Source organism: Patescibacteria group bacterium (assembly GCA_028707065.1).
Taxonomy (GTDB): domain Bacteria; phylum Patescibacteriota; class Patescibacteriia; order Patescibacteriales; family WJLG01; genus JAQTUZ01.
Window position 1 is genome coordinate 1 of record JAQTUZ010000041.1, and the last position, 3,247, is coordinate 3,247.

7 protein-coding genes are annotated in these 3,247 nt (G+C 48.4%); all 7 read right to left on the reverse strand.

The genetic code is table 11. The features are described 5' to 3' along the window. Positions 1–162 (reverse strand): phage holin family protein (locus tag PHE24_07075; protein MDD4902858.1); only part of this gene is annotated, 162 nt, incomplete at its 3' end. A 38-nt stretch (positions 163–200) separates the two neighbouring features. Beyond that, positions 201–1,013 (reverse strand): HemK family protein methyltransferase, encoded by an 813-nt coding sequence (locus PHE24_07080; protein ID MDD4902859.1) that lies wholly within the window; start codon positions 1,011–1,013, stop codon positions 201–203. Continuing rightward, positions 1,006–1,701: an RsmE family RNA methyltransferase gene (locus tag PHE24_07085; protein ID MDD4902860.1), complete on the reverse strand. Its 696-nt coding sequence runs from the start codon at positions 1,699–1,701 to the stop codon at positions 1,006–1,008. The genes PHE24_07080 and PHE24_07085 overlap by 8 nt, the downstream gene beginning before the upstream one ends. 45 nt (positions 1,702–1,746) lie before the next feature. Then, a complete protein-coding gene (locus tag PHE24_07090) occupies positions 1,747–1,896 on the reverse strand; it encodes a lmo0937 family membrane protein (protein MDD4902861.1) in 150 nt (49 codons plus the stop codon). A gap of 79 nt (positions 1,897–1,975) precedes the next feature. After that, complete coding sequence (locus tag PHE24_07095; GenBank protein ID MDD4902862.1) at positions 1,976–2,182, reverse strand: DUF2795 domain-containing protein; 207 nt, start codon at positions 2,180–2,182, stop codon at positions 1,976–1,978. Between the two features lie 63 nt (positions 2,183–2,245). Next, entirely contained in the window at positions 2,246–2,440 is a 195-nt protein-coding gene (locus PHE24_07100) for a KGG domain-containing protein (protein ID MDD4902863.1), read from the reverse strand. Positions 2,441–2,564: 124 nt separating this feature from the next. Further along, positions 2,565–2,813 (reverse strand): hypothetical protein, encoded by a 249-nt coding sequence (locus tag PHE24_07105; protein ID MDD4902864.1) that lies wholly within the window; start codon positions 2,811–2,813, stop codon positions 2,565–2,567. Positions 2,814–3,247: the final 434 nt, after the last annotated feature.

The window sequence follows — 3,247 nt, forward strand, 5'->3', positions numbered from 1 at the left end:
GATCGGCTTGATCAAAGCATTGACGATACCCAGGATCAACGCCGCGATCAGTGCCGCCCAGACGGAAGAAATTGCCACTGCGCCAGCCGAGAAACCGTTGATAATGTAGGCCGCGATCACGATAGCCAAAGTCGACAACAGCCAATTGAGAATAAATTTCATCTTATTGAAAATTAAAACTAATATGGTAATTGTAATTCTTATGCCGCCATTTGAAAAGTGACAAAACGCCAACGGCTGTATTGATCCTTATGGAATTCAATATTTTGATAACCATACTGCTCTAATATTTTTTTTAGCGGTAGCTGCTGTCCGGAATTGAATTCAAGCCAGACTCGCCCGCCGGGGTTTAAATGGCCTTTCGCTTCCGACAAAAACCGCTTGATCAAAAATAAACCTTTATCTTTCGCAAAAAGCGCCATCGCCGGCTCCCAGGCAGTTACCCGACGATCAAGTTTTTCTTTCCGTTCATCCGGAATATACGGCGGATTGGCCAAAATGAAATCGTATTTACCCAACTCGGGAACCTGGCTTCCAAGCTGGCGAAAAATGTTCGTTCGGAATAAATTATAACGGTCGGGAGCGATCCCGTTAACTTTCAAATTTTCTTCGATCGCCGGCAGCAATTTGGCGCTCTTTTCCGCAAAATCAACGGACGCCAGCGGACAATGCTTGAGCACCGCCACCCCCACACAGCCGGAACCGGCAAACAGATCCAAAACCCGTCTAGTCAAATCCTGTTTTAGCAATACTTGTTTATATGAACAAGTATTGCTAATTTTCCTGATCACCTGCTCCACCCAAAATTCAGTTTCCGAACGCGGGATGAGCGGACGAGCCGAGAGACCGATCCGGCAACCGCAAAAATCCGACCAGCCGATCACGTAATCGGCCGGCTCCCCTTTTTCGATCCGCGCCAGATCGGCCGACAGATCGACGGTACGATCTCCCTGATATTTATCGCGAATGAGCCACTCGGACAGACGCTTTTTAGCGGCATTTTCTTTAGGCATAAACGGCAAGATATGAAGCGATGATCGCCGCGGTCTCCCCCCGAAGCGTAAGCGGACCAAGACTCGCGATCCGGCAACCGCTTTCCTTGGCCAAAGCAATTTCCTTTTGGCTGAAACCGCCTTCGGGCCCGATAAAAATACCGAGCGAGCCGTCGGCCATATCGTTTTTAAATAATTCACCGCTTCGATCAAACAGACAGTTTGCGGCATTTTCCCCCGTCAAAGCGAGCGCCTCCAAAAAACTCACGGTGTCCCCGAGAACGGGAATGACGCCCCGGCCCGATTGCTCGCCCGCTTCCTTGATTATTTTCTCCAAGCGATCGATCTTGAGACCGGTTTTAACCGTGCGCTCGGCAATGACCGGCACGATCTTTTTAACGCCGCATTCCGTGGCTTTTTGGACGACCAGCTCGAAATTTTCCCGCTTTAGAATGCTGCAATATAATGTTACCGCCCGCGTCGGTTCGGCGGTATTCTCGGTCCGAGTCAGGATCTTGAACGCCGCTTCGCCCGAACCGGCTGAAACCAGCTCGGCCAAAGCTTCTTTTCCTTCACCCGAACACAAAGCGACCTGTTCGCCAGGCTTTAAGCGCAAAACATTTTTGATCTGATTGACAAGCTCCAGGTCGGAGGAAACGACCCCGTCTCCCGCCAGATTAAAATTACCAAAAAACCGATGCACTTTCATTGCGAAACTATAACACGAAAGAACTTGCTCGCCTAGCCGTAAATTCTACGCCACCGGCTTGCCTTGAAACAGCCTGACCACGATAAGAACGATCGCAAGCAAAAGCAGCAAATGAATAAAGCCGCCAAACGTGTATGAGGACACCAATCCCAAAAGCCACAAAACGAGTAAAATGATCGATATGGTCTCTAGCATCTGATTATGGTTAGATCGTTAAACTCCTTACACAAGATAAGAAGCAAAAAACCTCCGAGGGAGGTTTTTTGAAGAGAGCTTAGGGCTCCCGTAAAAGCTCGCCGGCCGCTTTCGACAACTCGGCCGGATCGTCGTAGCTGCGGTCAGGAAGCTTCGCCATAAAATCTAGGATATCATTATCGGCACCCTTATTCGTGGCGTAATCGATCAGCTCCTGTTTGGTAGCGGGATAATCTATCCCTCCCAAGAAACGCTGAATGTCCACCGGGGTAATGTTGCTTGCCATAATTTTAGTTTTAGTCGGATACTAAAACCTCTGGTCTAACGCCGCCCTTTGGCCGACGGCCGCTTAGCCGTTTTCGCTTTTGCTTTTGCGACCTCCACCGTGGGAGGAAAGGCCGCCTTTGCGGGCAATCTCCCGCTGTTTTTCCGGGTCCATAGTGGCAAATCCCTTCATGTGCGACGATTTGCCGCCCTTGCTCGCGATCTCCCGCTGTTTTTCCGGGTCCATTGCCGCAAAGCCTCGTTTAGAACTGCCTGGCATATGACGTTTTTTGGTTATCTTATTATGACGACCACTTCGCCGACGCGAAGCTCGCCTTGCTTTGTACTTTGATTCCATAGCAATAGTACGAGGGAAGGCGCCTCAAGGCTGCATCTGAACTTTTTCAATCGTATTCTTCTTCCAACGATTCCTCATCAGGCGTTTCCATGTCGTCGCCCCCTTCCCCCGCTTTGTCCGGACGGTCCGACTTATGCTCGGATTCCCGACGCGAACGATCGCGCCCGTTCTTTTCCCGTTCTTCTTCGGACGGCATCAAGCCGTCGTCTTTATTGTCCATCTCCATAGAATAAAGCGTGATGATGAATAATACGACCGCCAACTTTTTAAAGCTGGCAAAGCTTTTCTCGGCCAAGAGGCCATTAGCTTCAGACCAGAACGTCCCGGATATTTATCCGGGTGAATACATTAGAGTAACTTCATTTCCATTATAGCATAAAAAAATAATGTAAAGAGCCGGCCAAAAGCGGAAAAAGTACGGCCCGCGGATCAAAATATATCCTTATTTAAAGGCCTATTTCCCCGGCGATAAGCATAATTCCGCCCAGTATAGCCGTGAAAATAACCCATAACAAAAAATGATTGTCAAAAACGGCTAAAAACACGCGCTGGGTTGCCGCGCATTTTTAATGAAATTTTTTTAGCTATTGCGGTCAGCCGATAGCTACCGTAAACTTTTCGTTATTGTGCACCGTTAGTTTGTGAGCATATAAAATTTTTTCTAGATGTTTTCCCAAACGAAGAGTGCACGCTGATCAAAAACGAATTTATTTCGTGCCGATCAATTAT